This is a genomic window from Streptococcus sp. OMI870 (genome assembly GCF_047460295.1).
In the GTDB taxonomy this organism is placed as follows: domain Bacteria; phylum Bacillota; class Bacilli; order Lactobacillales; family Streptococcaceae; genus Streptococcus.
In genome coordinates this window covers 95843-118582 of record NZ_JASHGM010000006.1, presented here as the reverse complement: position 1 = coordinate 118582, position 22740 = coordinate 95843, and the positions used below count along the sequence as shown (strand labels likewise).

Here is a 22740-nt window from a genome sequence, read left to right as displayed (position 1 = left end):
TGGGGTTCTATTTATAGTATAATGAATATAACTGTTTTTGGAGGTGTTCTATGGATTTAACGAAACGTTTTAATAAAAATCTGAGTCGAATTGAAGTTTCTTTGATTCGTCAGTTTGACCAATCGATTTCTTCAATTCCTGGAGTCTTGCGTTTGACGTTGGGGGAACCGGATTTTACAACTCCTGAACATGTGAAAGAAGCTGGAAAGGCTGCAATTGATGCAAATTTCAGTCATTACACAGGAATGAGTGGCTTGCTAGCTTTGCGTGAGGCTGCTAGTCAGTTTGTAGCTGATAAGTATCGAATTCACTACCGTCCTGAGGATGAGATTTTGGTGACGATTGGTGCGACTGAAGCCTTATCTGCCACTTTGACAGCAATCTTGGAGCCTGGTGATGTAGTGCTATTACCTGCTCCGGCTTATCCTGGTTATGAACCGATTATAAATTTGGTGGGAGCAGATGTTGTCGAAATTGATACGACAGCAGATCGTTTTGTCTTGACGCCTGAAAAGTTGGAAAAAGCTATTGTGGAGCAAGGAGACAAGCTAAAGGCAGTTGTTCTCAATTATCCAGCTAATCCAACGGGTGTCACTTATTCGCGCGAACAGATGGCAGAATTGTCTGCTGTCCTAAAAAAATATGAAGTCTTTGTGATTTGTGATGAAGTCTATTCAGAGCTAACTTATACTGGAGAAGCGCATGTTTCTATGGCATCTTTCATTCCTGAGCAGACCATTGTCATTAATGGTTTGTCTAAATCTCATGCCATGACAGGCTGGCGACTCGGTTTTATCTTTGCCCCAGCTGCATTGACGGCCCAGCTCATCAAGAGTCATCAGTATTTGGTAACGGCTGCTGGCACCATGAACCAGTATGCTGCGATCGAAGCCTTGACAGAAGGTCGGGATGATGCAGAGCCAATGAAGCAGGAATATGTGAAACGTCGGGATTATATTATTGAAAAGATGTCCGCGCTTGGGTTTGAGATGATTAAGCCAGATGGGGCTTTCTATATTTTTGCTAAAATCCCAGCTGGTTATAATCAGGATTCCTTTGCTTTCTTGCAAGATTTTGCACGTGAAAAAGCAGTTGCGTTTATTCCTGGGGCTGCTTTTGGCCAATATGGCGAAGGCTATGTGCGCTTGTCATATGCAGCCAGCATGGAGGTTATTGAGGAAGCTATGAAACGCTTGAAGGAGTATATGGAAGAACATGCTGGAGTCAATTGAGACCCGGGGAATTGTACTGTATAATCGGGAATTTCGTGAGGAGGATAAGTTGGTCAAGATCTTCACGGAGAAGTCGGGCAAGCGGATGTTTTTTGTAAAACATGCTGGGAAATCCCGATTGAATCCCATGTTACAACCTTTGGTAACGGCAGATATGTTTCTGAAAATCAATGATGATGGGTTGAGTTATATTGATGATTTCCAAGATGTACAGGTCTATAAGAAAATCAATGCAGATCTTTTTGCTCTTTCTTATGCGACCTATGTTCTGGCACTTGCGGATGCATGTATCCAGGATAATCAAGTAGATCCGGCCTTGTTTGTGTTTTTAGAGAAGACCTTGTCTTTGATGGAAGATGGCTTGGATTACGAGGTGATAACCAATATTTTTGAGATTCAGATTCTTTCGAGGTTTGGGGTTGTCTTGAACCTGCATGAATGTTGTTTCTGTCATCGGGTTGGTCTTCCTTTTGACTATTCCTTTCGGTATAGTGGGGTCCTTTGTCCGGATCATTATGATCGGGATGAAAGGCGAGCTCACTGGCATCCGAATGTTGTTTATTTATTGGATCAGTTCCAAGCTGTTCGATTCAGTGAGTTAGAGACAATTTCCCTACAAGAGGAGATGAAACTAGCTCTGCGTCAGGCAATCGATCAGTTGTATGAGGAGTATGTAGGGATCCATTTAAAAGCTAAAAAGTTTATCGATTCTTTGAGTGATTGGGGAGCGATTATGAAAGATTCATCTGGAGGTGAAACATGAAAAAAATTGCAGTAGATGCAATGGGGGGCGATAATGCACCTCAAGCCTTGGTAGAAGGCGTGAATCAAGCCATTCGTGATTTTGATGATATTGAGGTTGTCTTGTATGGTGATGAGGCAAAAATCAAAAACTATTTAACAGCAACAGAGCGTGTATCGATTGTTCATACGGAAGAAAAAATCGATTCAGATGATGAGCCGACGCGTGCTATTCGTCGGAAGAAGCAAGCTTCTATGGTCTTGGCTGCCAAGGATGTGAAGGCTGGAGATGTAGATGCTATGTTGTCTGCGGGGAACACGGGCGCCTTGTTGGCGGCAGGTTTCTTTATTGTCGGTCGTATCAAAGGAGTGGAACGTCCAGGTTTGATGTCTACACTTCCAACGGTTGATGGGCGTGGTTATGATATGCTGGACTTAGGTGCCAATGCGGAAAATACACCGGAGCACTTGCATCAGTATGCTGTGATGGGATCTTACTATGCTGAAAATGTTCGTGGGATTCAAAAACCACGCGTGGGTCTATTGAACAATGGGACAGAAGCTAGTAAAGGGGATTCTTTACGAAAGGAAACCTATCAATTATTGTCTGAGGATGAGTCGATTCATTTTGTTGGAAACGTGGAAGCGCGTGATTTGATGGATGGCGTTGCAGATGTTGTTGTGGCAGATGGTTTCACGGGAAACGCTGTCTTGAAAACCATGGAAGGAACGGCTTTCGGAATCTTGAAGCAGTTGAAACAAGCGATTACGACTGGAAACTGGAAGGCGAAATTAGGAGCTTTTCTGCTTAAGGACAGTTTGAAATCATTGAAGCAGACCTTAGATTTCTCAGATGTTGGAGGTGCTGTCTTGTTTGGTCTTCAGGCACCTGTTGTTAAAACGCATGGTTCGAGTGATGCAAAGGCAGTCTATAGCACGATTCGCCAAGTTCGGACTATGTTAGAGACAGATGTTGTTGGAAAATCAGTGAAGGAATTATCGAAAGAAGGGTAATGTATGAGTAAACAAAATGAAATTTTAGCGACAATTGAGGAATTTCTCAAAGACCGCAAGGGGCCAGATTTTCAAGTCTCTTTAGAATTAGACTTGAAAAAGGATTTACAGGCAGATTCAGTTGAGTTGATGGAATTTATTATCAATCTTGAGGATGAATACCAAATTGAGATTCCAGACAAGGCTATTGATGAATTTAATACAATAGGGGATGTTGTCGACTACATCGACAAACGAATTGCTGCTCATTAATGAAAAAGGGATCGTTCAGATATTATTCTGAGTGATCTTTTTTTCTGTTCATTTCATTCGGATTTTGACTATATTGTACGGAAATTTATTGAAAATATAATTTTTATGTGATAGAATGTAGGTGATAAAATGCGAAAGGCGAACAAAATCATGACCAATCAACTGATTTATACTGGGAAAGCTAAGGATATCTATACTACAGAAGACGAACATGTGATTAAGTCGGTCTATAAGGACCAGGCCACTATGCTGAATGGGGCTCGTAAAGAAACCATTGAGGGGAAAGGTGTGCTGAATAATCAGATTTCGTCTCTTATTTTTGAAAAATTGAATGCAGCGGGGGTAGCGACGCACTTTATCGAACGTATTTCTGATACTGAACAATTGAATAAGAAGGTTAAAATTATTCCGTTGGAGGTTGTTCTTCGTAATGTGACTGCAGGTTCTTTTTCTAAACGTTTTGGCGTTGAAGAAGGTTTGGACTTGAAAACTCCAATCGTTGAATTTTACTACAAGAACGATGAGTTGGACGACCCATTCATCAATGACGAGCATGTAAAGTTTTTGGATATTGCTAACGACGAACAAATTGCCTATATCAAGGAAGAAACACGTCGCATCAATGGATTGCTGAAAGATTGGTTTGAGCAAATTGGTCTTCGGTTGATTGATTTCAAATTGGAATTTGGTTTTGATAAGGATGGCAAGATCATCTTGGCAGACGAATTCTCACCAGATAACTGCCGCCTTTGGGATGCGGAAGGGCACCATATGGACAAGGATGTTTTCCGTAGGGACTTGGGAAGTTTGACAGATGTGTACAAGGTTGTGTTGGAGAAATTGCAGGGCTTGAAGTAACCTGTTTGAAAGGGAAAAACTTCGTCTTTCAAGAGCATATTTGAATAGAAATAAATAAAGGAACTAAAATGGATAAACGTATTTTCGTTGAGAAAAAAGCTGATTTTCGTGTGAAATCTGACTCTTTAGTAAAAGAATTACAGCATAATCTTCAGTTGAAAACTTTGAAGGAACTTCGGATTGTTCAGGTCTACGATGTCTTTGGTTTGGCAGAGGATTTGTTTGCGCGTGCGGAAAAATATATCTTTTCTGAGCAAGTGACCGATACTGTTTTGGATGAAGCTACAATCAAGGCAGATCTTGAGAAACATGCTTTCTTTGCCATTGAAAGCTTGCCTGGTCAATTTGACCAACGTGCAGTATCTTCGCAAGAAGCTTTGCTGTTGCTTGGTAGCTCAAATGATGTAACAGTGAATACAGCACAACTTTACTTGGTCAATAAGGATATTGATGCGAATGAGTTGGAAGCTGTTAAAAACTATCTCTTGAACCCAGTGGATTCTCGTTTCAAAGATATCACTGTTAGCATTGCGAAACAGGATTTCTCTGAGTCTGACAAGACCATTCCAAGTTTGGATTTCTTTGAAACTTATACGGCAGAAGATTTTGCACAGTATAAGGCAGAGCAAGGATTGGCAATGGAAGTGGATGACCTTCTATTCATTCAAGATTACTTCAAGTCTAATGGTCGTGTGCCAACTGAGACTGAGCTTAAGGTGTTGGATACTTACTGGTCTGACCACTGCCGTCACACAACTTTCGAGACTGAGTTGAAGAATATCGACTTCTCAGCTTCTAAATTCCAAAAACAATTGCAAGCGACTTATGACAAGTATATTGCCATGCGTGATGAGTTGGGACGTACAGAAAAACCTCAAACCTTGATGGATATGGCGACTATTTTTGGTCGTTATGAGCGTGCCAATGGTCGTTTGGACGACATGGAAGTGTCTGATGAAATCAATGCCTGCTCAGTTGAAATTGAGGTGGATGTCAATGATGTCAAAGAACCATGGCTTCTCATGTTCAAAAACGAAACTCATAACCACCCAACGGAGATTGAACCATTTGGTGGAGCGGCTACTTGTATCGGTGGTGCCATTCGTGACCCATTATCAGGGCGTTCATATGTTTACCAAGCTATGCGTATCTCAGGTGCTGGCGATATTACAGCTCCAATTTCAGAAACTCGCGCTGGTAAATTGCCACAACAAGTGATTTCTAAAACAGCGGCTCATGGTTATTCTTCATACGGTAACCAAATTGGTCTTGCAACAACCTATGTTCGTGAATACTTCCACCCAGGTTTCGTTGCTAAGCGTATGGAGCTAGGTGCCGTGGTCGGTGCGGCTCCTAAGGAAAATGTGGTCCGTGAAAAACCTGAAGCTGGTGATGTGATTATCTTGCTCGGTGGGAAGACTGGACGTGATGGTGTCGGTGGTGCGACAGGTTCTTCTAAAGTTCAAACGGTTGAATCTGTCGAAACAGCTGGTGCTGAGGTTCAAAAAGGGAACGCTATCGAAGAACGGAAGATTCAACGTCTTTTCCGTAATGGGGAAGTGACACGTCTGATCAAGAAATCAAATGACTTTGGTGCTGGCGGTGTCTGTGTAGCTATCGGTGAATTGGCAGATGGTCTTGAAATTGATCTAGACAAAGTGCCATTGAAATACCAAGGCTTGAACGGTACAGAAATTGCTATCTCAGAATCTCAAGAACGGATGGCTGTAGTGGTTCGTCCAGAAGATGTAGATGCCTTCGTTGCAGCATGTAACAAAGAAAACATTGATGCTGTTGTCGTTGCGACAGTGACGGAGAAACCAAATCTTGTCATGCACTGGAATGGTGAAACAATCGTTGATTTGGAACGTCGTTTCCTTGATACAAACGGTGTACGTGTGGTAGTAGATGCTAAGGTGGTTGACAAGGATGTCAAGCTTCCAGAAGAACGCCAAACATCTGCCGAAACTCTCGAAGTGGATACTCTTGAAGTCTTGGCTGACCTGAACCATGCTAGCCAAAAAGGGTTACAAACGATCTTTGATAGCTCAGTTGGTCGTTCAACAGTCAATCACCCACTTGGTGGTCGCTACCAAATTACACCAACGGAGGCTTCAATACAGAAATTGCCAGTCCAACATGGTGTGACAACAACTGCTTCTGTTATGGCGCAAGGGTTCAACCCTTATGTAGCAGAATGGTCTCCATATCATGGTGCGGCTTATGCAGTTATCGAAGCAACTGCTCGTTTGGTTGCTGCTGGTGCAAACTGGTCTAAGGCTCGCTTCTCTTACCAAGAATACTTCGAGCGGATGGATAAACAAGCAGAGCGTTTTGGTCAACCAGTAGCAGCTCTTCTTGGATCCATTGAAGCGCAGATTCAACTTGGGTTGCCATCTATCGGTGGGAAAGACTCTATGTCTGGTACCTTTGAAGAATTGACAGTACCACCAACCTTGGTTGCTTTTGGTGTCACAACTGCAGATAGTCGTAAGGTCCTTTCTCCAGAATTTAAAGCTGCTGGTGAAAATATCTATTACATCCCAGGTCAAGCTTTGGCCCAAGAAATTGATTTTGACCTTATCAAGTCTAACTTTGCTCAGTTTGAAGCTATTCAAGCAACCCACAAAGTGACAGCAGCATCAGCTGTCAAATATGGAGGTGTCCTTGAAGCTCTTGCACTTGCAACATTTGGGAACCATATCGGTGCCACTGTTCAATTAGCTGAGCTTGACAGCAGTTTGACAGCCCAATTGGGTGGATTCATCTTCACTTCACCTGAAGAGATTGCAGGTGCAGAGAAGATCGGTCAAACAGTTGGAGACTTTACAGTAGTTGTAAACGGTGTAAGGCTTGATGGACACAAACTTGACAGTGCCTTCCAAGGTAAATTGGAAGAGGTTTACCCAACAGAATTTGCACAGGCAACTGAGTTGGAAGAAGTACCTGCTGTAGCATCAGATGCTGTGATCAAAGCAAAAGAAACATTTGAAAAACCAGTGGTTTACATCCCAGTATTCCCAGGTACCAACTCAGAATATGACTCCGCTAAGGCCTTTGAAAAAGAAGGGGCCAAAGTCAACTTGGTACCATTTGTCACACTCAACGAAGAAGCGATTGTCAAGTCTGTTGACACCATGGTTGACAACATTGGAAAAGCCAACATTATCTTCTTTGCAGGTGGATTCTCAGCAGCGGATGAACCAGATGGATCAGCTAAATTTATCGTGAACATCTTGCTCAATGAAAAAGTACGTGCAACCATTGATCACTTCATCGAACGTGGTGGTTTGATCATTGGTATCTGTAACGGATTCCAAGCTCTTGTCAAATCAGGTCTTCTTCCATATGGTAACTTTGAAGATGCAAACAGCACAAGTCCAACCCTCTTCTACAATGATGCCAACCAACACGTGGCTAAGATGGTGGAAACAAGGATTTCCAATACCAACTCACCATGGCTTGCCGGAGTAGAAGTTGGTGACATCCATGCCATCCCAGTATCACACGGTGAAGGGAAGTTTGTCGTGACAGCTGAAGAATTTGAGGAACTCCGTGATAATGGTCAAATCTTTAGCCAATACGTTGACTTCGAAGGCAAACCAAGCATGGATTCGAAATACAATCCTAATGGATCTGTTCATGCGATTGAAGGAATCACTAGCAAGAATGGTCAAATTATTGGGAAGATGGGACACTCAGAACGTTTCGAAGACGGTCTCTTCCAAAATATTCCAGGAAATAAAGACCAGCATCTCTTTGCATCAGCGGTTCAATATTTTACTGGAAAATAAAAGGTATACAACATGACATACGAAGTAAAATCTCTTAATGAAGAGTGTGGAGTCTTTGGGATTTGGGGACATCCAGATGCTGCGAAACTCACTTATTTTGGGCTTCACAGTCTCCAACACCGGGGACAAGAGGGTGCAGGAATCCTGGCTAATGACCAAGGGACCTTGAGACGCCATCGGGATACAGGCCTTCTTTCAGAAGTCTTTCGGAATCCTTTAAATCTAGAAAAATTGACAGGATCTTCTGCTATTGGACATGTTCGCTATGCGACAGCGGGGGAAGCGTCTGTGGATAACATCCAACCCTTCCTCTTCCGCTTTCACGATACGCAGTTTGGTCTGGCCCATAATGGGAATTTGACCAATGCCCAATCGCTCAAATCGGAATTAGAAAAAAATGGAGCCATCTTTAGCTCGACTTCTGACTCAGAAATTCTGGCTCACTTGATTCGTCGGAGCCACAACCCTTCCTTTATGGGGAAAATCAAGGAAGCGCTCAATACGGTCAAAGGTGGGTTTGCTTATCTGATGCTGTTTGAAGATAAGCTGATTGCAGCTCTAGACCCAAATGGCTTCCGTCCTCTTTCCATCGGGAAAATGGCAAATGGTGCCTTGGTTGTTTCTTCGGAAACCTGTGCCTTTGAGGTGATTGGGGCAGAATGGATCCGAGATGTGCATCCTGGTGAGCTCGTGATTTTTGATGAAAACGGTATTACCTATGATCGCTATACGGATGATACTCAACTAGCAATTTGTTCTATGGAGTATATCTATTTTGCTCGTCCTGATTCCAATATCCAAGGGGTCAACGTCCATACAGCTCGTAAGCGGATGGGAGCTCAGTTGGCTAGAGAATTTAAGAACCAGGCAGATATTGTAGTGGGGGTTCCCAACTCCTCTCTTAGTGCGGCCATGGGCTTTGCGGAAGAATCCGGTCTGCCAAATGAAATGGGCTTGATCAAGAATCAGTATGTTCAACGGACCTTTATCCAACCGACTCAGGAATTGCGGGAACAAGGAGTGCGGATGAAGCTCTCTGCCGTATCTGGGGTCGTGAAAGGCAAACGGGTTGTCATGATTGACGATTCCATTGTACGGGGAACGACCTCTCGTCGGATTGTGAAACTGTTGAAAGAAGCAGGGGCTACAGAAGTCCATGTGGCAATTGCTAGCCCAGCTTTGGCTTATCCGTGTTTTTATGGAATTGATATTCAGAGCCGTGAGGAGCTGATCGCAGCCAATCATACAGTGGAGGAAACTTGTGAGATTATCGGTGCGGATAGCTTGACTTACTTGTCCATAGATGGCTTGATTGATTCTATTGGCATTGATACCGATGCACCAAACGGTGGTCTTTGTGTGGCTTACTTCGATGGGAAATACCCAACGCCTTTATATGACTACGAAGAACGCTATGTAGAAAGTTTGAAAGAACACACTTCTTTCTATTAAGAACAGTGCAAAAGAAAAGGATTAAAAAATGACAAATAAGAATGCATACGCTCAATCGGGTGTGGATGTTGAAGCGGGTTATGAAGTTGTTGAACGGATCAAAAAACACGTAGCACGTACAGAGCGTGCAGGTGTTATGGGAGCTCTTGGTGGTTTCGGTGGTATGTTTGACCTTTCAAAAACAGGTGTCAAAGAGCCTGTTTTGATCTCAGGGACGGACGGTGTTGGTACCAAACTCATGCTGGCTATCAAGTACGACAAGCACGATACCATTGGTCAAGACTGTGTAGCTATGTGTGTCAATGATATCATTGCTGCAGGTGCAGAGCCCCTCTACTTCCTAGACTATGTGGCGACTGGGAAAAATGAACCAGCTAAGCTAGAACAAGTGGTTGCTGGTGTTGCAGAAGGGTGTGTGCAAGCAGGCGCAGCCCTCATCGGTGGGGAAACGGCTGAAATGCCTGGTATGTACGGTGAAGACGACTATGACTTGGCTGGATTTGCTGTCGGTGTTGCAGAAAAATCTCAAATCATCGACGGTTCAAAAGTAGCAGCAGGTGATGTAATTCTGGGACTTGCTTCAAGCGGCATCCACTCAAATGGTTACTCACTTGTTCGTCGTGTCTTTGCGGATTACACAGGTGAGGAAGTTCTCCCAGAATTGGAAGGGAAGAAACTCAAAGACGTTCTTCTTGAACCAACTCGTATCTACGTCAAAGCGGCTTTGCCACTCATCAAAGAAGAATTGGTGAATGGGATAGCCCACATCACAGGTGGTGGTTTCATCGAAAATGTGCCACGTATGTTCTCGGATGACTTGGCTGCTGAAATTGACGAAAGTAAAGTGCCAATTCTTCCAATTTTCAAAGCCCTTGAAAAATATGGCCAAATCAAACATGAAGAAATGTTTGAAATCTTCAACATGGGTATTGGTCTCATGCTTGCGGTTAAACCAGAAAATGTGGAACGTGTCGAAGAACTTCTTGACGAACCTGTTTATGAAATCGGTCGTATTGTGAAGAAAGATGGCGCAAGTGTGGTGATTAAATAATGGCTAAAAAGATTGCTGTTTTTGCCTCTGGCAACGGCTCAAACTTTCAGGTGATTGCGGAACAATTTCCAGTAGAATTTGTCTTTTCAGATCACCGGAATGCCTATGTCTTAGAACGTGCCGAAAAGCTTGGTGTTTTAACCTATGCCTTTGAACTCAAGGAATTTGACAATAAAGCAGCTTACGAAGAAGCTATCGTCAAACTTTTGGGTGAGCACCAAATTGACCTAGTATGTTTGGCGGGTTATATGAAAATCGTTGGCCCAACCTTGCTAGCGGCCTATGAAGGCCGTATCATCAATATTCACCCAGCCTATCTTCCAGAATTTCCAGGTGCTCATGGCATTGAGGATGCTTGGAATGCGGGTGTTGCTGAGAGCGGCGTGACCATTCACTGGGTGGATTCTGGTGTGGACACTGGTAAGGTTATCAAACAAGTCCGTGTGCCACGCCTTGAAGGAGATACCCTTGATACTTTCGAAACTCGCATCCACGAAACAGAGTACAAGCTCTATCCAGAAGTATTGGAACTTTTGGGAGTGGAGAGACGGTAATAAGGAAGACAAACATGATTTTGTGGCAGGAATAAAGGCCATCAGCTAAGGAGAAGTTTATGGGTTTATTTGATTTTTTTAAGAAGAAATCCTCTAATGAAGAGAAACCGTCTAAAGATGAAGACAAGATTGTTGTTAAATCGGATCAAACAGATGACAGTGCTCCAGGGTGGGATGCGATTGATACAGAATTTAATCGTCTATATCCTGATCAGCCAAATCCTCGTCATTATGGAACAGTCATCAAGTATATGTTAGGTGGTCCAGATCCGCTAGACGGCATCAGTGTTTACGATGCAGGAGATTTTTGGCATTTTGTCAGCTATGGTTTGTCAGAACTATATACAAAAGAATGTGAAGATCCTGAATATAGTGGTTATGGGATTGAATTGACCTTTAAGTTAAAGAAATCAACTAACGACGAAGAAGAAATTAAAAATGGCTGTGGTTTGTTGCAGTATGTAGCAAGATATATATTTCAAACAGGTAAAGTGGTCTTGCCAGAAGAATACATCTATACGAAGCAAACAGTAGGAATTGATGCCCAGCAGAAATCGAATCTGACAGGATTCTTGACTGCTACAGATGATTTAGCTAATACAATAGATACTCCGCATGGGAAAGTGGAATTTGTAACCCTGATCGGTGCAACAGATGCCGAATTACGAAGTGTTTATGGAAGTGATACAAGTAAGCTTGAGGTCAGAAAATTGTTACAAGAACTTGGGGACCAGCTTACGGATTATCATCGTCAGTCTCTAGTTTAAATGATGAGAAAGAGCTTCTTGATTCAAGGAAAGGAAGAAAAATGACTAAACGTGCACTAATTAGTGTTTCAGACAAAGCGGGCATTGTTGAATTTGCCCAAGAACTTAAAAAACTTGGTTGGGATATTATCTCAACAGGGGGCACCAAAGTTGTCCTTGATAATGCTGGAGTGGACACCATTGCGATCGATGATGTGACTGGTTTCCCAGAAATGATGGACGGTCGTGTCAAGACTCTCCACCCAAATATCCACGGTGGTCTTCTCGCTCGTCGTGACCTCGATAGTCACCTTGATGCTGCTAAGGACAATCAGATCGAGCTCATTGACCTTGTAGTGGTCAATCTCTATCCTTTCAAGGAAACCATTCTCAAACCAGACGTGACTTATGCTGATGCGGTGGAGAATATCGATATCGGTGGCCCATCAATGCTTCGTTCAGCAGCGAAGAACCACGCTAGCGTAACAGTTGTGGTAGATCCGGCTGACTATGCTGTTGTGCTTGACGAATTGGCAGCCAACGGCGAAACAAGTTACGAAACTCGTCAACGGTTGGCAGCGAAAGTCTTCCGTCACACAGCGGCCTATGATGCTTTGATCGCAGAATACTTCACTGCTCAAGTGGGTGAAGAAAAACCTGAAAAACTCACCTTGACTTATGATCTTAAGCAAGCCATGCGTTACGGGGAGAACCCTCAACAAGACGCTGATTTCTACCAAAAGGCCTTGCCGACGGCTTACTCCATCGCTTCCGCAAAACAGCTGAACGGGAAAGAATTGTCCTTCAATAATATCCGTGATGCGGATGCTGCTATCCGGATCATCCGTGATTTCAAAGACCGTCCAACCGTTGTGGCTCTCAAACACATGAACCCATGTGGGATTGGTCAAGCAGATGACATCGAAACAGCTTGGGATTACGCTTATGAGTCTGACCCAGTATCCATCTTTGGTGGTATCGTCGTTCTCAACCGTGAAGTGGACGCTGCGACAGCTCAAAAAATGCACGGTGTTTTCCTTGAAATCATTATTGCACCAAGCTACACAGACGAAGCGCTTGAAATCTTGACTACCAAGAAGAAAAACTTGCGGATCCTTGCCTTGCCATTTGACGCTCAAGATGCTAGCGAAGTGGAAGCAGAATACACAGGCGTGGTTGGTGGACTCCTCGTTCAAAACCAAGACGTGGTGAAAGAAAGTCCAGCTGACTGGCAAGTAGTGACCAAACGCCAACCAACTGAAACAGAAGCGACAGCTCTTGAGTTTGCTTGGAAAGCTATCAAGTACGTCAAATCAAATGGGATCATCGTAACCAACGACCACATGACACTTGGTGTTGGCCCAGGTCAAACCAATCGTGTGGCATCTGTCCGCATCGCTATTGACCAAGCTAAAGACCGTCTTGACGGCGCTGTGCTTGCTTCAGATGCCTTCTTCCCATTTGCAGATAACGTGGAAGAAATCGCCAAAACAGGGATCAAAGCCATCATCCAACCGGGTGGATCCGTCCGTGACCAAGAGTCAATCGAAGCGGCTGATAAATACGGCTTGGCCATGATCTTCACAGGCGTCAGACATTTTAGACATTAATCAAAAAAGACACACATTCAACGATGAGTGTCTTTTCTGCTGGATAAGAAGACCTTAATCTGGATAGATATAGGTGACGGTTCCCCAGATAGGGTTGGTTGGATCGAACCAACCACGAAAGTTGTCGATAAAGCGATGGCCATTGTAATTGGCCTCTTGAATCTGAATTTTTTGGTCGTGTTCGACGTCCGTAACTAAGGCGACATGCCCATATCCCCCATCATCCCAACAAGCGATGGCGCCAACCTCTGGGGAGTTTCCTGTCCGGAAGCCCGTGGTGCGTGCACTAGCTGCCCACATGCCACCGTTTCCCCACCAGTTGTGGGCCCATGGGGCTAATTCTTTGGCTCCCCAGGTACATTCACCAATCGGATAGGTGTTTCCCGAGTGTGTCGCGAGTGGAGTGAACCTTGGTTTTGCTTTTTCCACTTGAAAGGTAGTGGGGAATAGTCCTTTTAGTTGTCCCTGGCTTTTCTGGTAGACGTGGAGATGAAATAGCCCGCTTCCTTTATGTTTTTGAGCTTGAAAGCGCAGTTGGAAGTGTCCAGGGGAAACCTTCTTTGCTGGGTACCAGACCAGATCATCCTGCCCATTCTCTTCCGACCAGATGGGAAAGACAATCTCGTCAACGTCTTCGAATAACTTTAGGTCTATCTCCAATTCCTGTGAGGAGATGGGTGTGATCGTGATCTTGGGCTGGGAGGAAGCCAGGTCTTTTTGCTGGACGCTTGTCGTGAGAGGGTAGAGGCCGGTTAGCTGCTCATTTGCCTCCACCCCATAGACATGGACATGATAAAGTCCAGCTTGATCAGAATGGTTGGTCAAAGGCACTTGTAGGTCGAATCCCTTGTCACTGCGTTCCACAGGATACCAAATCAGGTCATCTTGGCCATTTTGGTCAGACCAGACGGGGACTTGGATCTTTTGGTACCTATCTGAGACGTTTCCAAGATGAATCATCAGCTGCCCTTTTTCGGCATAGATAGCATTGGTCGCTTGATCTGCATGAGCAATAGAGGCTTGCATCCCCCATGCCGCACAAGTCAGTACTACAAATTTTTTAATCGTTTGCATAATACTCCTTTTCATCAATTAGTAGGTCTCACTTATACTATTCGGAAAAAAATGGAAAAGAGGAGGAAATTGTGGAAAATTTTGGATTCTACTGGAAATGGGAGACTTTTGCTGAAATCATTAGAATAAAACGAACGATTATGATATAATTTAATAAAATAATTCGCAAAAGAGGTTCGAGATGAAACTTTTGGTTGTTGGATCTGGCGGTCGTGAGCATGCGATTGCCAAGAAGTTGTTGGAGTCTACAGACGTTGAGCAGGTTTTTGTGGCTCCTGGTAATGACGGGATGCGATTAGATGGTCTGGATTTGATCAATATCGGAATTTCCGAACATTCTAAGCTGATTGACTTCGCAAAAGTCAATGATATCGCTTGGACCTTTATCGGTCCAGATGATGCCCTTGCGGCTGGAATCGTGAATGATTTCAATGCAGCTGGTCTCAAGGCATTTGGTCCGACCAAGGCTGCGGCTGAGCTGGAGTGGTCTAAGGATTTCGCTAAGGAAATCATGGTCAAATACGACGTTCCGACAGCAGCCTATGGCACATTTTCAGATTTCGAGGAAGCCAAGGCTTACATCGAGGAAAAAGGCGCTCCAATCGTCGTCAAGGCAGATGGGCTGGCCCTTGGGAAAGGTGTCGTCGTTGCGGAGACAGTCGAGCAAGCCGTTGAAGCGGCTCATGAGATGCTTTTGGACAATAAATTCGGTGATTCAGGTGCGCGTGTAGTCATCGAGGAATTCCTTGACGGGGAAGAGTTTTCTCTCTTTGCCTTTGTCAATGGGGACAAGTTCTACATTATGCCAACGGCTCAGGACCACAAACGTGCTTATGATGGCGACAAGGGTCCTAACACTGGTGGGATGGGGGCTTATGCGCCAGTTCCTCACTTGCCACAGAGTGTGGTTGACACAGTGGTTGACACCATTGTCAAGCCAGTTCTTGAAGGTATGATTAAAGAAGACCGTCCGTACCTTGGTGTCCTTTACGCTGGTCTTATCTTGACAGCTGATGGACCCAAAGTCATCGAGTTCAATGCTCGCTTCGGAGATCCAGAAACGCAAATTATCCTGCCTCGTTTGACATCTGATTTTGCCCAAAATATCACGGACATCCTCGATGGCAAGGAGCCAGCTATCACTTGGACAGACAAGGGTGTGACACTGGGTGTGGTTGTAGCATCCAACGGTTATCCACTAGACTATGAAAAAGGTGTCAAGCTTCCAGCCAAGACAGAAGGCGACATCATCACCTACTATGCCGGTGCTAAGTTCGCTGAAAATGGCCAAGACCTCCTCTCAAATGGCGGACGTGTCTACATGCTGGTTACCACAGCAGACACCGTCAAAGACGGCCAAAACATTATCTACAAGGAACTCAACAAACAAAACACAGAAGGCCTCTTTTACCGAACAGATATCGGTAGCAAAGCGAATAAATAAATTTTAAAAGCGACGAAGTCGCCAATCCGATAATGGTCACCATGGTGAAAAGACCAGAACAGTGAATGTTCTGGTCGGGGGAAACTTTGAGACCCTAGGCTCAAAGTTTAGGAATGAAACCGAAGGTTTGCTTCCGTCCCCACCACCTAAGACCATTATCAAAAAAGAATAAAAAGGAAAAATTATGACTAAACCAGTAATTTCCATCATCATGGGCTCAAAATCCGACTGGGCAACCATGCAAAAAGCTGCCGAAGTCCTCGATAACTTCGACGTCGCTTACGAAAAGAAAGTTGTTTCCGCACACCGTACACCGGACCTCATGTTCAAACATGCGGAAGAAGCACGTAGCCGTGGCATCAAGGTCATCATCGCGGGTGCAGGTGGCGCAGCTCACTTGCCAGGGATGGTTGCTGCCAAGACCACCCTTCCAGTTATTGGGGTACCCGTCAAATCACGTGCCCTTAGCGGTGTGGATTCACTTTATTCCATCGTTCAGATGCCAGGTGGGGTACCTGTCGCAACTATGGCGATCGGTGAAGCTGGAGCGACTAACGCGGCCCTCTTTGCCCTCCGCCTTCTTTCAGTAGAGGACCAGGATATCGCGACAGCCTTGGCGGATTTTGCAGAAGAACAAGGAAAAATCGCAGAGGAGTCGACAAATGAGCTCATCTAAAACAATCGGAATTATCGGTGGTGGTCAGCTGGGTCAGATGATGGCCATTTCTGCTATCTACATGGGGCACAAGGTTATCGTGCTGGATCCTGCGGCGGATTGCCCAGCCTCCCGTGTGGCGGAAATCATCGTGGCACCTTATAACGATGTGGACGCCCTCCGTCAGTTGGCGGAGCGTTGCGATGTTCTGACCTATGAATTTGAGAATGTAGATGCTGACGGTCTGGATGCTGTCATCAAGGATGGACAGCTCCCTCAAGGAACAGATCTACTTCGCATCTCCCAAAATCGCATTTTTGAGAAGGACTTTCTCGCAAATAAGGCCCAAGTCACTGTAGCACCATATAAGGTCGTAACTTCTAGCAAAGACTTGGCAGATATCGAACTGCCTAAAAACTATGTCCTCAAGACAGCGACTGGTGGCTACGATGGTCATGGACAAAAGGTTATTCGTTCAGAAGCAGACTTGGAAGAAGCCTATGCGCTAGCTGATTCAGCAGAATGTGTCTTGGAAGAATTTGTCAACTTCGACCTTGAAATCTCCATTATCGTGTCTGGAAATGGCAAGGACGTGACAGTTTTCCCAGTGCAGGAAAATATTCACCGTAACAACATTCTTTCTAAAACGATTGTGCCTGCTCGCATTTCTGATAAGTTAGCAGAAAAAGCAAAAACCATGGCAGTGCGAATTGCAGAACAACTTAACTTATCTGGAACGCTTTGCGTGGAAATGTTTGCGACCGCTGATGACATTATTGTCAACGAAATCGCCCCACGACCCCACAATTCAGGGCACTACTCGATTGAAGCTTGCGACTTCTCGCAATTCGACACGCATATCTTGGGTGTTCTGGGAGTACCACTTCCAGCAATCCACCTGCATGCCCCAGCTGTCATGCTCAACGTTCTCGGCCAACACGTCGAGGCTGCTGAAACATATGTGACAAAAAATCCAAGCGCACACCTCCACTTATATGGTAAACTAGAAGCAAAGCACAACCGCAAAATGGGACATGTGACTTTGTTTAGTGATGTGCCGGATGGTGTGGTTGAATTTGGGAAAGGGATTGATTTTTAGGTAGTTAGAATAATGAACAATGGGGAAGTTTATGGATTTACTATTGATTGACAACTCGAATATTTTTATTGAAGTAAAAAATCTTGTAGGTCAAGATGGAAGATTTGATTATGATAAATTTGTAAAAAATTATATAAACTCTAAAAATCAGAAAAAGATTTTAGTAGGATCTACTCCTCCGAAGAGTGATGGATTTTGGTCGACTATGAAGAGTAAAGGTTTTGAGGTACATACTTATGAACGTAAACTAAATGGAGAAAAGGCAGTAGATACAGGAATTGTTACTGAAGGAGCCTTTTATATTGCTCAACAAGAGTGCCCTGGAATATTAAATATTTTGAGTGGAGATTTTGATATGTTTCCTTTAATCAAAAAAGCAATCGAACAAAATTGGCAAATTGTTTTATGGTCTTGGAAAGATAGTTTAAGTAACGAATACTTAGATGTTAAGGAAATTACAATTAAATATCTTGATGATGTAGCAGAAGATTTAATCTATTTTAATCGAGATATTGATGGATATTATGAAAAAGAATATTTTAGAGAAAGAGAAATACGTCTTGCAAGAGAAAAACAGGAGCGAGAATTTAATCAGGCTAAGCAGTGTGCTAAAAATAAAATCTCTAGGTTATGTTATATAGATAAAAATATCTATTTAGAGCAAATTGACGGATTAGTTAATTTTGAACAAATTTCAGAAATTAATAGTATAGTTTCCGCTGCTAAATCGGAAGATTTAAAGCTGAAGAACGAAGCAATCGAAAAAGAAGCTGAACAGAGACGGCAGAAAGAAGAGCAGAAAAAACTTGATAAAGAAGCTAAAAAACAAGAAATTAAAGAAATTATAAAAGAAAATCGGGGCTGGATTGCAACTGTAGCTGTCACAGTTGCTGGATTTATTGCCTATACTATTAAAAACATAAAAAAATAACATGTCTTTATATACAAATATAATTCTATCAGAAGATACAAAGTATATAGAATAGAAAGGTTACTATGATTCAAATTGTTGTCAGTGCTTTTGTTGAGAAGGATAAGACTGGAGCTGCCGTTGAAGTTTTGTTTGCAAGTGCAGACCATGACAAGGTACAAGCAAAATATGATGAATTAGTTGTTCAATACCCCGAAAACTATTTAGCGATTTATGATTTGCCATTGGATACTGATTTGAATAAACTAGATCACTATCCATCAGTGTTTATTGGAAAAGAAGAATTCGAGGAGTGAACTGATTATGAGACTTAAGCAATTAAAAATCAAAAATTTTCGTGGCTATAAAGATGAAACAATTGTTGATTTTGATAATTTGACAGCTTTTATAGGTAAGAATGATGCTGGAAAATCAACAATTTTAGAAGCATTAGAAATCTTTTTTAATAACAAATTAGTTGTTTGTGAGAGGGATGATTTATCTGTTGGAGTTGATTCAGATTCTATTTTTATAACATGTATTTTTGATGAATTACCTGACGAGATAGTAGTTGATGCTTCTTCTAAAACTAGTTTGAAAGATGAAAATCTTTTGAATTCGAATGGTGATTTGGAAATTAAAAAAACTTTCAAATGCTCGTCAGCAAAACCAAAACCTGAGACGAAAATTATTTGTAATCATCCTATAGATGAAAACTACAATGATTTATTATTGTTAAAACAAGCTGATTTAAAAAAGCGTGCGGTTGATTTAGAGATAGATGAAGATAAATACGACAAAAGAAGTAATGTCTCTATTCGACAGGCGATTTTATCTTCTAAAAGAGATTTAACAATTAAAGAGGTTGAATTAGAAGTTACGAAAGAGGATGCAAAAAAAGTATATGGGGTAATTGAGACTTTTTTACCAATATATGCTTTATTTCAATCGGATAGAAGTAGTTCTGATTCTGATAAAGAAATTGCAGATCCTATGTCAGTTGCGGTATCTCAAGCATTACAAGATTTGCAAACTGAGATTAATAAAATAAAAAGTGAAGTTCAACAGAAAGCAATTGAAACTGCAGGACGTACGTTAGCTAAGTTGCAAGAGATGGATGAGGACTTGGCTGCCTCGCTAGTTCCAGAGTTTAAATCAGAACCTAAGTTTGATTCGCTTTTTAAATTATCAATAAAATCGGATGATGATATATCTATCAATAAAAGAGGAAGTGGAGTTCGTCGTTTAATTCTCCTAAATTTCTTTCGGGCAGAGGCAGAAAGAAAATTATCAGAAGCAGAGAGGAATAAGAGCATAATTTATGCTTTTGAAGAACCGGAGACTTCTCAACACCCATCGCATCAAAAATTACTCATAGAAGCTTTTCTAGAGTTAGCATCCAAGGAAAATACTCAAATAATTTTAACAACCCATACTCCAGCTCTAGGTGGACTATTACCCACTGCTAGTCTTCGATTAGTAGAAAAATCGGATAAGTCACAAGTTAGTAGTGGAGGTGATGAGGTTTTACAAAAAATCACAGAAACTTTAGGTGTTTTACCGGATCCAATTTCAAAAGAAACAAAGGCATTAATTTTAATAGAAGGTAAAACAGATATAATTTTCTTTAATCATTTATGCAAGGTTTTAAAAGAAAGTGGAGAAATAGATAGGACTTTTCAGGAGGCAAATATCGCACTAGTACCTACTGGTGGTTGTGATAATTTAAAATCTTGGATTACAATGAAAACAGTTGATCAGTTTGGTCTTCCTTTTGGAATATTTTTAGATTCAGATAGAATTTCTCCCACCAATCAAACAAAAAATACTTCTACCGTTGAAAAGAATAGAAAACATGGAAGAACTGCATTTTGTACTCGAAAACGTGAGGCTGAAAATTATCTTCATCCAGATATCTTTGATGGGCATGTAAATATAACTGATTATAACGATGTGAAAGAGGAGGTTAAGAATTTTAATCAAACTAATGAAAATAAGGTTTTACAAAATAATTGGCCAAAGATGACAGTAGACCAAATTCATGAACAAGAAAAATATATAGATGAAGACGGTATAGAACATTTTGAATTAACAGAAATTGTCAAAGAGTTTTTATCTTTAGTTTAGTAATAAGGGGAAAAAGTTTATAAATTTATGGTTAATACAGGAAAATCATTAGAGGATTATGCCCAGTATGTATATTCTCGCTTACTAGAATTAAATGATTATGAAAATACATTAGTATCAACAAAAGTAACCATTAAAGGTCAGAGTGGAGCAACTAATGAATTTGATGTTTACTATCAATTCACACATTTAAATATAGAGTGTAGAGTAGCTATAGAATGTAAAGATTGGAAAAATAAAGTGTCAATAAAGGAAATACGTGATTTTTCTACAAAGCTACAAGATGTTGGATTGGGTAATATAATTGGAATAATGATTTCAAAGGTTGGTTTTCAAGAAGGAACAAAAATTTTTGCAGAATCAAACGGTATTAAATTGATGACAGTTGACGAACTGCCATCAATAGTAGATATAGTAGCTGGAACAATTAAAAAAGGATTTTTACCTGATGAGAAAATACAGGGGGAACCCTTTTGGATGTTGATGGAACAATGCAATGGGGAAGTTACAGGGTCGTTCTACCAAGTTCCAAATGTACAAGGTTCACATGTAACATTACCGTTGTTTTATTCAAAAAAGATGGCTCAGTATTATTATGACAATGTACCTGACAAAGAGTATTATTGTATACGCGGAGTTTCTAATTTCCAATTGAGGAGCCTTATTAGATTAGCTGAATTACAATCTTTACAATTTGTATTATTTCCTTTCCCGTATTCTTTGGATGGTGTAGATTCAAATAAATTCCCTGGAATTATTGTATCTTCTGACGTTATAAAAAATAATTACTTATGATCTTAAATTAAGGAGAAAAATAACCATGATCAACCGTTACTCTCGCCCAGAGATGGCGAACATTTGGACTGAAGAAAATAAATACCGTGCTTGGCTTGAGGTGGAAATCTTGGCTGACGAAGCTTGGGCTGAATTGGGAGAAATCCCTAAGGAAGATGTGGCTTTGATTCGTGAAAAAGCAGACTTTGACATCGACCGTATTTTGGAAATCGAGCAGGAGACTCGCCACGATGTGGTTGCCTTCACACGTGCGGTTTCTGAAACGCTTGGTGAAGAGCGCAAGTGGGTCCACTATGGGTTGACTTCTACCGACGTGGTGGATACGGCCTATGGTTACCTCTACAAACAAGCCAACGATATCATCCGTAAGGATCTTGAAAACTTCCTTAACATCATCGCTGACAAAGCGAAAGAACACAAGTTCACTATCATGATGGGTCGTACCCACGGGGTGCACGCTGAGCCGACAACTTTTGGTTTGAAATTGGCAACTTGGTACAGCGAAATGAAACGGAACATCGAACGTTTCGAGCATGCGGCTGCTGGTGTGGAAGCTGGTAAGATTTCGGGTGCGGTTGGTAACTTTGCCAACATCCCACCATTCGTTGAAAAATACGTCTGTGATAAGCTTGGTATCCGTGCTCAAGAAATCTCGACACAGGTCCTTCCTCGTGACCTTCACGCTGAGTACTTTGCAGTTCTCGCTAGCATCGCAACATCGATCGAGCGTATGGCGACTGAAATCCGTGGTCTTCAAAAATCTGAACAACGTGAAGTAGAAGAGTTCTTTGCCAAAGGTCAAAAAGGATCTTCAGCAATGCCTCACAAACGCAATCCAATCGGTTCTGAAAACATGACAGGTCTTGCACGTGTGATCCGTGGTCACATGGTCACAGCTTATGAAAACGTAGCCCTTTGGCACGAACGCGATATCTCTCACTCATCAGCTGAGCGGATCATCGCACCAGATACAACCATCTTGATCGACTACATGCTCAACCGTTTCGGAAACATCGTTAAGAACTTGACAGTCTTCCCTGAAAACATGATCCGCAACATGAACTCTACATTTGGTTTGATCTTCAGCCAACGTGCCATGCTAACTTTAATCGAAAAAGGCATGACACGTGAGCAAGCTTACGACCTTGTTCAACCAAAGACTGCCCAATCATGGGATAACCAAGTAGATTTCAAACCACTTCTTGAGGCAGATCCAGAAGTAACTTCTCGCCTCACCCAAGAAGAAATCGACGAAATCTTCAACCCAACTTACTATACCAAACGGGTGGATGAAATCTTCGAACGCATCGGTTTGGAAGACTAGGCGCAACG

Annotated in this window: 20 protein-coding genes; 19 read left to right on the top strand and 1 reads right to left on the bottom strand. The window is 42.4% G+C overall.

Annotation, left to right across the window (positions count from 1 at the left end):
* Positions 1–50: 50 nt before the first annotated feature.
* From QM968_RS09640 to purH, 11 genes are all read left to right on the top strand, one after another.
* On the top strand, positions 51–1232 hold the full coding sequence (locus QM968_RS09640) for a pyridoxal phosphate-dependent aminotransferase (protein ID WP_009731953.1): 1182 nt from the start codon (positions 51–53) through the stop codon (positions 1230–1232).
* Positions 1216–1995, top strand: a complete 780-nt coding sequence (gene recO, locus QM968_RS09635; protein WP_009731954.1) for a DNA repair protein RecO — start codon at positions 1216–1218, stop codon at positions 1993–1995. The genes QM968_RS09640 and recO overlap by 17 nt, the downstream gene beginning before the upstream one ends.
* Positions 1992–2987 carry a phosphate acyltransferase PlsX gene (gene plsX / locus QM968_RS09630; protein ID WP_009731955.1) on the top strand — a complete coding sequence of 332 codons (996 nt, stop codon included), beginning with the start codon at positions 1992–1994 and terminating at the stop codon, positions 2985–2987. Before recO ends, plsX begins: the two co-directional genes overlap by 4 nt.
* A gap of 3 nt (positions 2988–2990) precedes the next feature.
* Positions 2991–3239 (top strand): phosphopantetheine-binding protein, encoded by a 249-nt coding sequence (locus QM968_RS09625; protein WP_009731956.1) that lies wholly within the window; start codon positions 2991–2993, stop codon positions 3237–3239.
* Positions 3240–3389: 150 nt separating this feature from the next.
* On the top strand, positions 3390–4097 hold the full coding sequence (gene purC / locus QM968_RS09620) for a phosphoribosylaminoimidazolesuccinocarboxamide synthase (protein WP_037614167.1): 708 nt from the start codon (positions 3390–3392) through the stop codon (positions 4095–4097).
* A gap of 68 nt (positions 4098–4165) precedes the next feature.
* Positions 4166–7891 (top strand): phosphoribosylformylglycinamidine synthase, encoded by a 3726-nt coding sequence (locus QM968_RS09615; protein ID WP_414383707.1) that lies wholly within the window; start codon positions 4166–4168, stop codon positions 7889–7891.
* Positions 7892–7903: 12 nt separating this feature from the next.
* Entirely contained in the window at positions 7904–9343 is a 1440-nt protein-coding gene (gene purF, locus QM968_RS09610) for an amidophosphoribosyltransferase (protein WP_414281774.1), read from the top strand.
* Between the two features lie 28 nt (positions 9344–9371).
* Positions 9372–10394, top strand: coding sequence for a phosphoribosylformylglycinamidine cyclo-ligase (gene purM / locus QM968_RS09605; protein WP_414383705.1), 1023 nt, complete (start codon positions 9372–9374; stop codon positions 10392–10394).
* Positions 10394–10948 (top strand): phosphoribosylglycinamide formyltransferase, encoded by a 555-nt coding sequence (gene purN / locus QM968_RS09600; protein WP_414383703.1) that lies wholly within the window; start codon positions 10394–10396, stop codon positions 10946–10948. Before purM ends, purN begins: the two co-directional genes overlap by 1 nt.
* Before the next feature lie 59 nt (positions 10949–11007).
* On the top strand, positions 11008–11715 hold the full coding sequence (locus tag QM968_RS09595) for a suppressor of fused domain protein (protein WP_414383702.1): 708 nt from the start codon (positions 11008–11010) through the stop codon (positions 11713–11715).
* Positions 11716–11756: 41 nt separating this feature from the next.
* A complete protein-coding gene (purH, locus tag QM968_RS09590) occupies positions 11757–13304 on the top strand; it encodes a bifunctional phosphoribosylaminoimidazolecarboxamide formyltransferase/IMP cyclohydrolase (RefSeq protein ID WP_414383700.1) in 1548 nt (515 codons plus the stop codon).
* Positions 13305–13358: 54 nt separating this feature from the next.
* Here the strand turns inward: purH and QM968_RS09585 are convergent, their stop codons facing one another.
* On the bottom strand, positions 13359–14378 hold the full coding sequence (locus QM968_RS09585) for a GBS Bsp-like repeat-containing protein (protein WP_414383698.1): 1020 nt from the start codon (positions 14376–14378) through the stop codon (positions 13359–13361).
* 181 nt (positions 14379–14559) lie between these two features.
* Between QM968_RS09585 and purD the strand changes: the two genes are divergently transcribed.
* The 8 genes from purD (at position 14560) to purB (ending at position 22732) form a co-directional block, all read left to right on the top strand.
* The gene (purD, locus tag QM968_RS09580; protein WP_414383696.1) at positions 14560–15822 is read left to right on the top strand and encodes a phosphoribosylamine--glycine ligase; all 1263 of its coding nucleotides are present in this window, start codon (positions 14560–14562) and stop codon (positions 15820–15822) included.
* A 184-nt stretch (positions 15823–16006) separates the two neighbouring features.
* Positions 16007–16498, top strand: coding sequence for a 5-(carboxyamino)imidazole ribonucleotide mutase (gene purE / locus QM968_RS09575; protein ID WP_314837068.1), 492 nt, complete (start codon positions 16007–16009; stop codon positions 16496–16498).
* On the top strand, positions 16485–17576 hold the full coding sequence (gene purK / locus QM968_RS09570; protein ID WP_414383693.1) for a 5-(carboxyamino)imidazole ribonucleotide synthase: 1092 nt from the start codon (positions 16485–16487) through the stop codon (positions 17574–17576). Before purE ends, purK begins: the two co-directional genes overlap by 14 nt.
* Before the next feature lie 31 nt (positions 17577–17607).
* Entirely contained in the window at positions 17608–18507 is a 900-nt protein-coding gene (locus QM968_RS09565) for an NYN domain-containing protein (RefSeq protein ID WP_154854644.1), read from the top strand.
* Between the two features lie 65 nt (positions 18508–18572).
* Positions 18573–18803 carry a phosphoribosylaminoimidazole carboxylase gene (locus QM968_RS09560; protein ID WP_154854647.1) on the top strand — a complete coding sequence of 77 codons (231 nt, stop codon included), beginning with the start codon at positions 18573–18575 and terminating at the stop codon, positions 18801–18803.
* Between the two features lie 7 nt (positions 18804–18810).
* The gene (locus QM968_RS09555; protein WP_154854650.1) at positions 18811–20613 is read left to right on the top strand and encodes an AAA family ATPase; all 1803 of its coding nucleotides are present in this window, start codon (positions 18811–18813) and stop codon (positions 20611–20613) included.
* 27 nt (positions 20614–20640) lie between these two features.
* On the top strand, positions 20641–21408 hold the full coding sequence (locus QM968_RS09550; RefSeq protein WP_125444975.1) for a restriction endonuclease: 768 nt from the start codon (positions 20641–20643) through the stop codon (positions 21406–21408).
* Between the two features lie 25 nt (positions 21409–21433).
* Positions 21434–22732: an adenylosuccinate lyase gene (gene purB, locus QM968_RS09545; protein ID WP_414383690.1), complete on the top strand. Its 1299-nt coding sequence runs from the start codon at positions 21434–21436 to the stop codon at positions 22730–22732.
* Positions 22733–22740: the final 8 nt, after the last annotated feature.

What these genes read in the sequence shown, in the direction of transcription:
- QM968_RS09640 (WP_009731953.1), top strand. Translation starts at nt 51, where the DNA reads ATGGATTTAACGAAACGTTTTAATAAAAATCTGAGTCGAATTGAAGTT.
- recO (WP_009731954.1), top strand. Translation starts at nt 1,216, where the DNA reads ATGCTGGAGTCAATTGAGACCCGGGGAATTGTACTGTATAATCGGGAA.
- plsX (WP_009731955.1), top strand. Translation starts at nt 1,992, where the DNA reads ATGAAAAAAATTGCAGTAGATGCAATGGGGGGCGATAATGCACCTCAA.
- QM968_RS09625 (WP_009731956.1), top strand. Translation starts at nt 2,991, where the DNA reads ATGAGTAAACAAAATGAAATTTTAGCGACAATTGAGGAATTTCTCAAA.
- purC (WP_037614167.1), top strand. Translation starts at nt 3,390, where the DNA reads ATGACCAATCAACTGATTTATACTGGGAAAGCTAAGGATATCTATACT.
- QM968_RS09615 (WP_414383707.1), top strand. Translation starts at nt 4,166, where the DNA reads ATGGATAAACGTATTTTCGTTGAGAAAAAAGCTGATTTTCGTGTGAAA.
- purF (WP_414281774.1), top strand. Translation starts at nt 7,904, where the DNA reads ATGACATACGAAGTAAAATCTCTTAATGAAGAGTGTGGAGTCTTTGGG.
- purM (WP_414383705.1), top strand. Translation starts at nt 9,372, where the DNA reads ATGACAAATAAGAATGCATACGCTCAATCGGGTGTGGATGTTGAAGCG.
- purN (WP_414383703.1), top strand. Translation starts at nt 10,394, where the DNA reads ATGGCTAAAAAGATTGCTGTTTTTGCCTCTGGCAACGGCTCAAACTTT.
- QM968_RS09595 (WP_414383702.1), top strand. Translation starts at nt 11,008, where the DNA reads ATGGGTTTATTTGATTTTTTTAAGAAGAAATCCTCTAATGAAGAGAAA.
- purH (WP_414383700.1), top strand. Translation starts at nt 11,757, where the DNA reads ATGACTAAACGTGCACTAATTAGTGTTTCAGACAAAGCGGGCATTGTT.
- QM968_RS09585 (WP_414383698.1), bottom strand. Translation starts at nt 14,378, where the DNA reads ATGCAAACGATTAAAAAATTTGTAGTACTGACTTGTGCGGCATGGGGG.
- purD (WP_414383696.1), top strand. Translation starts at nt 14,560, where the DNA reads ATGAAACTTTTGGTTGTTGGATCTGGCGGTCGTGAGCATGCGATTGCC.
- purE (WP_314837068.1), top strand. Translation starts at nt 16,007, where the DNA reads ATGACTAAACCAGTAATTTCCATCATCATGGGCTCAAAATCCGACTGG.
- purK (WP_414383693.1), top strand. Translation starts at nt 16,485, where the DNA reads ATGAGCTCATCTAAAACAATCGGAATTATCGGTGGTGGTCAGCTGGGT.
- QM968_RS09565 (WP_154854644.1), top strand. Translation starts at nt 17,608, where the DNA reads ATGGATTTACTATTGATTGACAACTCGAATATTTTTATTGAAGTAAAA.
- QM968_RS09560 (WP_154854647.1), top strand. Translation starts at nt 18,573, where the DNA reads ATGATTCAAATTGTTGTCAGTGCTTTTGTTGAGAAGGATAAGACTGGA.
- QM968_RS09555 (WP_154854650.1), top strand. Translation starts at nt 18,811, where the DNA reads ATGAGACTTAAGCAATTAAAAATCAAAAATTTTCGTGGCTATAAAGAT.
- QM968_RS09550 (WP_125444975.1), top strand. Translation starts at nt 20,641, where the DNA reads ATGGTTAATACAGGAAAATCATTAGAGGATTATGCCCAGTATGTATAT.
- purB (WP_414383690.1), top strand. Translation starts at nt 21,434, where the DNA reads ATGATCAACCGTTACTCTCGCCCAGAGATGGCGAACATTTGGACTGAA.